The 6816-nt window shown below is 42.6% G+C and carries 5 protein-coding genes; 1 reads left to right on the top strand and 4 read right to left on the bottom strand.

What is annotated here, in order from left to right:
* Positions 1-227: 227 nt before the first annotated feature.
* A complete protein-coding gene (locus F6K20_RS13865) occupies positions 228-650 on the bottom strand; it encodes a type 2 periplasmic-binding domain-containing protein (RefSeq protein WP_008188665.1) in 423 nt (140 codons plus the stop codon).
* Positions 651-830: 180 nt separating this feature from the next.
* Here F6K20_RS13865 and F6K20_RS13860 point away from each other — a divergent pair, with 180 nt between their 5' ends.
* Positions 831-2090, top strand: a complete 1260-nt coding sequence (locus tag F6K20_RS13860; RefSeq protein WP_287295026.1) for a uracil-xanthine permease family protein — start codon at positions 831-833, stop codon at positions 2088-2090.
* Between the two features lie 267 nt (positions 2091-2357).
* Here F6K20_RS13860 and F6K20_RS13855 read toward each other — a convergent pair whose 3' ends face one another.
* The 3 genes from F6K20_RS13855 to F6K20_RS13845 all read right to left on the bottom strand — a co-directional run.
* Positions 2358-3842: a hypothetical protein gene (locus F6K20_RS13855; RefSeq protein WP_287295024.1), complete on the bottom strand. Its 1485-nt coding sequence runs from the start codon at positions 3840-3842 to the stop codon at positions 2358-2360.
* A complete protein-coding gene (locus F6K20_RS13850) occupies positions 3835-4194 on the bottom strand; it encodes a hypothetical protein (RefSeq protein WP_287267846.1) in 360 nt (119 codons plus the stop codon). The genes F6K20_RS13855 and F6K20_RS13850 overlap by 8 nt, the downstream gene beginning before the upstream one ends.
* 33 nt (positions 4195-4227) lie before the next feature.
* The coding region (locus F6K20_RS13845) for a CHAT domain-containing protein (protein WP_287295022.1) at positions 4228-6816 on the bottom strand (2589 nt) is incomplete at its 5' end.

Below are 6816 nucleotides of genomic sequence, written 5' to 3'. Positions count from 1 at the left end.
CATCGTTGCAAAATGTAGCATGATTCTAAAAGCTCGAAATTACAATTTCACTTGATTTTTTACTGGCAATCTTACTATAATTATCAAATTTACAGTTTTACATGTGTGCATTGCAGATCTGCTACATACCACAATGCTCAGGAAAAAATTCAAGTGGAATTTGTTTTGACCCTTCACACCAAAAAGTATGTCCTAAACTATAGTTCCGTTGCTATAAAAGACGTTTCCTAATCTTCCCGCTGGAAGAAGCAAACCACATCCCGTATATAAAAATCGTTATAGAGGTCGCCAGCAGAGGGGTTTGGCAAATCTACGGCTTCAACCTCCAGCTCATTATCCCCATCCTTCAGGATGCCAGCACCAATGTTAATGATTTGGGTAAACCAGTGATTCGGATTAGCTCCCTCGTAGGAGTAGATCTTCCCTACACTTTTACCATTGATTTTGACCTCTGCATCACTGTCGGTTGCTGTCAATCCCTTAACCATCAACATCAGGATCGCAGCGCCGCCCTTGTAGCGTCCCCCTGTGTTGAAGGTCTTTTTCCAGAGGCTAGCACCACCATCGCCAATTCTGCGATTGATATCTCCCTGGATCACCACAAAGTTACCGGTGACTAGTTTAGTAGACGCAGTTGCTTTCTGTTCCATGTTTTTTGTAATTATCAAGTTATAAGCTAGTTGTTTGGAATTCTATCAGCTTTGGTGGGTAATGTCCCTTGAGGAATTACTGAATCAATCCCGAGTTATGATATGGAATAATTTCCATGCTTCCTCACTGAGTTCAGTGTAAGATAACTTTTAAGCAATTGACAAAAGCGTCCGCAACTCATGAGTGAATTCCCTGAACATTCACCGAACCCAGAGCTTCAAGCCACCACAGTTTCAACAGTTTATAACTTCCGTTTTAAAGATATCCTCCTCGGGGCACAGATGCTGTTTGTTGCCTTTGGTGCGTTGGTGTTAGTCCCCATTCTAGCGGGAGTAAACCCGAATGTTGCCCTGTTTACTTCTGGTGTGGGAACGTTATGTTTTCAACTGGTTACGGGGGGTAAAATTCCCGTTTATCTCGCTTCTTCCTTCGCCTTTATCGCCCCCATCACCTTGAGTGTTCAGAAATATGGTTTGCCTGCAACCTTATCTGGACTTGCAGCTGCTGGCATTGTTTATCTGATTTTAAGTCTAATTATTTTTTGGCGCGGTTCGGGTATGATTACCCGTATTTTACCCCCGATTGTCACCGGACCAGTGATTATGGTGATTGGTCTGAGTTTAGCTTCAACTGCTGTAAAAATGGCATCAGAAGCTGGGGAAGGATACAGCGAAGGGATGGCAATTAGTGTAGCAATGATTTCTCTATTAGCCACGATGCTAACTGCCATTTTAGGGCGGGGTTTTTTACGATTAATTCCGATTTTGATGGGGATAGGAGTCGGTTATCTGGTAACTTTACCGTTAGGGATGGTGGATTTTACACTTGTTAGTCAAGCTCCTTGGTTTCAAATACCTGAATTTACCAGACCCAGTTTTAGTTTACCAGCAATTTTATTTATTGTACCCGTTGCGATCGCTCCTGCCATTGAACATATTGGCGATGTGTTAGCCATTAGTTCTGTGACTGGAAATAATTATCTTCAAGAACCCGGTTTACATCGCACCCTGTTAGGGGATGGATTAGCAACAACATTGGCGGCTTTTGTTGGGGGTCCTCCCAACACCACCTATTCGGAAGTTACAGGGGCAGTTGCCTTAACAAAAACCTTTAATCCAGCGATTATGACCTGGGCAGCTATTATCGCTATTTTACTCTCTTTTTTAGGAAAGTTAGAAGCCCTTTTAAAAACTATTCCTGTGCCAGTAATGGGAGGAATTTTAATTATTTTATTTGGCACAATTGTGGTGATTGGGATGAACAGTATTGTTCGCTCTAGCGCAGATTTATTAGAATCCCGTAATCTTGTGATCGTTGCTGTAATTTTAATGCTAGGGGTAGGGGGAATGAGCGTCAATGCAGGAGGGTTTGCCTTGGAAGGGATTGGACTTTCTAGTATTCTTGGGGTGTTATTAAATGGGCTACTTCCAGACAAATAGCTATAGCGCTACGCTTAGCGTCAGAAGTCAGAAGTCAGAAGTCAGAAGTCAGAAGTAAGCTAGACTCACGTTTCGGAGTTTAGGAGCGACTGCATCAAGACAATGTCAAACATCTGAATGCGTAGTGCTATATATAGCGGTTTATAGGCTAATGAGGTACACAGGATTTTTTACCTCTTGGCTCTTGCCTCTTGGCTCTTGCCTCTTGCCTATTCCCTATTCCCTATTCCCTATTCCCTATTCCCTATTCCCTGTTCCCTTGATTACTCATTTTGATACCAATTTGATAATTCGATACATAATTAACCCAGCGATCACACCAAAGCCAACATGAAATAGCACAAACACGACAGTGTAAGTCAAGCAAGGTGTAACACCAGCAGTGGGGCAATCTAAGGATTCTTTCGAGTATAGTTGGGTGATAATAGACTCTATTGGTTTAGCAGCGGTTTGGGAAGAAATACCACTGACCGCTAAACCAGTACCCACCAGGGCAATCCAACGTTCTAATTGTTTTTCTCGTTCTTCAGCAGCTTTCTGTTCCTGATGCCGAATTGACTCTAATTGTTTTTCTCGGGCTTGATCAGCCTCCTCCTTATCTCTGAGGGCTTTTTCCAAAGCGCGATCGCATTCTGCCTGCTCAATGTCCACAATGCCTCGGATACTACCAAGCATCTGGTCAAATAGTTGCTGACCGGGTTTGAGATAATTCAGGTCGGTTTCAATCTGTTTTTTAAACCGTTTAGTTCTTTGGTTGAAGAAGTCTTCCAAAAACTTGATAGTATCGTCTTCGAGGCTATGTTCACAGATTTTGTTTAGCCAGTAGTCATAGTTGTAGTCATTGGTAGCGATCGCATTTTTGTGGTCCTCCATGTCTCGCAGATAACCAGCATACTCAAAGGTCTTGGGTGGCATCTCCGTCAGTTTCTGCTTCAGTTGCTCTAGCCGTGTTTCTGGCTCCCTTGGCAATTCCTTGAAGCCTTTAACCTCTTGTTCCAGTTGGCTATAGAGTGCTCTAGTTTGGCGATAACACCAACGGGCTTGATCATAAGCAAACAGGATTTTACTGCGACAGCACAACAGATTGAAAAAAGACAAGGAAGTCTTTTCAACCAGCTTTGAGGTTTCTGGGTTACGGTTTAACCAGACCAGAAGGTGACATTGCTCCGTTGGTTTCTCCTTACGGTTGTCATAGGCAAAAATTGGACTACCAAATAACTGCCCAGATGCCATAAACTGCGGTTTTTGGTCGCTTCCCTGGAAAAAAGCATCCACACAGGCATCGGCTAACTTTCTATCTTCCTCAAGAGTGCCCACGGGTTCGCCATAGAGCACTAAGGTTTGTCCCAAGGAAGCTTGAATGTTGCTGGCTAGGAGGCACCCTTGGGGATTGAAGTGACTAAATTCACTGGCTGCAACAGTAGTATTCTGGCAATACAGGGTTAGGTCAACGGCATAAGTATCATGAATTTTAGCCGGATAGACCTGGACCGTTAGGGGAGAGCCTGCTAGTTGCAGTGGTGCAGTGTAGGTTAAGGGAGTATTCCCTGTTTCGCTTAGAGGGGATGGTATTTTTTCCGGTAAAGATTTCAGGTCTGGGATACCTAGGGGTTGGCTGAGGTTAGCACAGTGTTGCCACAACTGATCCGCATCCGGTCGCAACTGTTCCAGTTCTTGGCTTAAGTCTTGGCAGAGATGAAAAGCATAAAGGGTGACGCTGGGGTTTTTGAGTCGCAAGGCGGTATCAGTCATCAGTGGGAGTGTTGGGTTTTTCGGTTTCTGGGGGAGAACTCTGACGGAGAGCGTTGAGTAGTTCTTCTTTCAAGTTCTTTTCATACTCAGCTTTAGTTTCTGCAGTGGGGAAAGCGGCTGCAGCTGGCCTCTCACCAATTGGTTCATCATCTGGGAGACTTCTACGTACTTGCTGCAAAGCAGTATTAATTTCTGGTAATTTATTGCACCAATCTAATAGTAATTTGGATATTTCTTGAAAATCTTCTGGAATCTTGTCCAAGAGAGTTTGTCTGTCTTGAGTATTCAACAGGTCTGGATTATTTTTTAGTAACTTTATAAACGCTTTAACGTTTTTTTGTGCAAATGTCATGTTAAAATATCCCAATTTAATTACTATAAACTACTAGTTGCCAATGGCAACGAAAGCTGCCCAATAGTAGGGGTTATGAAAAGGTTTTTCCATAGAATCTAGCTTATAAAACCAGTCGCCTAACTGTTCTTGGTGACTCAGAATCAAGGGCAAATGGCTTGCCCACTCCTCTAATTCTTCTTTGGTGCTATCCCGCAGCCAGAGTTGCGCTTGGTTAAGGGCAACTGCTAAAGGTATCTGCTCTCGCAGATTCTGATAAAATTTAATCATCAACAACGCTGTCGATAAATCGTTTAGCATCCACAAGCTACTAACTACTGCTGGACTCCCCGCCACTAGGAAACCACTGGGTAACCCAATGTATTCATCGCTGATGTTATTGTAATCAATTAATCCAGTTTCACAAGCGGAAAGGGTGACCAGGCGACATTGTTTTAATTGTAACTCAAAGACATCATCGATAGTTAAACATTGGTCTAGGTCATATTTTTCCTCTTCACTTATCCGTAAATAGCGCTCCGGATTGGTTTCAGCAGAGGTCGGTTGGACATTGGCCAGAATTAGAGCGGATTTCCGGGGTTCTTGGTAATTAAAGTAACCGTGACAGCTAAAATGTAAACAGTGGTAACTGTTGAGAGGTTTGCTATCGATGGCGGCTTTGGTAGCAGCGTTTTCCACAAGAACTTCTGTATCTGGTGGTGGATTGAAGTAGCCTTTAATTACTTCTACCTCGATAGGAGTGTAAGGTAAATTAGCATTCGGATTTTGAACCGCAAACAGGTGGGTAAACTCTTCTGGGCGTTGTCTAGTTTGAGTAAGTTGGAGTAGTTGACAGCTAGGGGCGTAACTTACCCCTGCTGGAAAGCGATCCATTAGAATTTTAGGTTTACCTTCTCCCTGCTGACTGGTAATCGGTAAGGCATGAAGGGGGAATAAATGTAAAAAGCGATGGGGGATTAAAATTAAGCGATCGCATTTTTCGGGGATTTGCTGAATGATGTCATCTATGTGAATAATTTTTGCCAACAGATGGAGGCGAGTATTCAGACGGCGTTGCCAATGGTATTTTTTGGTATAGTAGGCTATGAGATAGCCTTTGAGGTATTTTATTAATTTGTAAAAGTCTTTTGGCTCAGATTCCCAAACGATAGGCTGCTGGGTTTGACCGGTAAAGATGAAACTGAGCAGCTTATCCCTTATAATATAAAACTCGACAATGGCAGTGTGGTGATCCAGCTTCTGCTGAAATTGCTCAAACTTAAACCTAGAACCGATAGGGAAATAGTAGTCTTGTAAATCATTGCGCTGCTGTCGCAATTCTTGAAGACGTTGTGCTAACACTTTTGGATTGTCAGCTTTTCCCTGTTGGATTTGGTTCTGACCTGCTGCTATTTCATCCCTGTATTTTTCTAGTTGAGTAGCAACATCTACAGGAAAGATAGTTTTCAGGTCACGGCTGAGAATCTCTTCAACTAAATTGCCGGTTTTGCTCCGTTCAACATAGTCAATGGCTTCAGTGATTTTAGTTAAGGCTAGGCAAACTTCTACCATGCCTCCATAGCTTCGGTGGTTCTCTTCAGCTAGTTTAGTCTTGTATTCTTCTACTCCAGAACCAGAAATAATTTCATCTCGCAGGAATTCTACTATTTTAATGGCAGCATCAAAAGCCTTGTAAGCTTCCGGTAAATTTTGAGCATCTCGGTAAGCAAAACCAAGGTTATGGTTAGTATGTAGATAGTTTTGGGGAAAAGCCTCAAAGGTAAAAACTCTAAGAGCCTGTTGGTAACAAGCGATCGCATCTTCTATATTCTCTGCTTTCTCACCTTTTATTCCTTGATAGCAAGCAGCACCGAAATTATTTTGTGTCCTTGCCCAATCAATTGGAAATGCCTCAAAGGTAAAAACTCTAAGAGCCTGTTGGTAACAAGCGATCGCATCTTCTATATTCTCTGCTTTCTCACCTTTGATGCGGTCACCGTAAGCATTACCGAGATTATATTGTGTCATTGCCCAATCAATTGGAAATGCCTCAAAGGTTCTGACTCTAAGAGCTTCTTGGTAACAAGCGATCGCATCTTCTATATTCTGTGCTTTCTCACCTTTGATGCGGTCACCGTAAGCATTACCGAGATTATTTTGAGTCCTTGCCCAATCATAAGTAAAAGCCTCAAAGGTATGAACTCTAAGAGCTTCTTGGTAACAAGCGATCGCATCTTCTATATTCTGTGCTTTCTCTCCTTTGATGCGGTCACGGTAAGCATTACCGAGATTATTTTGTGTCGATGCCCAATCATAAGTAAAAGCCTCAAAGGTATGAACTCTAAGAGCTTCTTGGTAACAAGCGATCGCATCTTCTATATTCTCTGCTTTCTCTCCTTTTATTCGGTTAGAGTGAGCATTTCCGAGATTATTTTGTGTATTTGCCCATTTTTCAGGAAAAGCCTCAAAGGTTCTGACTCTAAGAGCTTCTTGGTAATAAGCGATCGCATCTTCTATATTCTCTGCTTTCTCACCTTTGATGCGGTCACCGTAAGCATTACCGAGATTATATTGTGTCATTGCCCAATCAATTGGAAATGCCTCAAAGGTTCTGACTCTAAGAGCTTCTTGGTAACAAGCGAT

It is taken from the genome of Moorena sp. SIO2C4 (assembly GCF_010672485.1).
Classification (GTDB): domain Bacteria; phylum Cyanobacteriota; class Cyanobacteriia; order Cyanobacteriales; family Coleofasciculaceae; genus Moorena; species Moorena producens.
Note: the sequence above shows the minus strand (reverse complement) of the source record. Positions and strands in the feature narration are given on the sequence as shown.

Bases quoted from the DNA above. Each gene is read 5' to 3' on its own strand.
- F6K20_RS13860 (WP_287295026.1), top strand. From the start codon at position 831: ATGAGTGAATTCCCTGAACATTCACCGAACCCAGAGCTTCAAGCCACC.
- F6K20_RS13865 (WP_008188665.1), bottom strand. From the start codon at position 650: ATGGAACAGAAAGCAACTGCGTCTACTAAACTAGTCACCGGTAACTTT.
- F6K20_RS13850 (WP_287267846.1), bottom strand. From the start codon at position 4,194: ATGACATTTGCACAAAAAAACGTTAAAGCGTTTATAAAGTTACTAAAA.
- F6K20_RS13855 (WP_287295024.1), bottom strand. From the start codon at position 3,842: ATGACTGATACCGCCTTGCGACTCAAAAACCCCAGCGTCACCCTTTAT.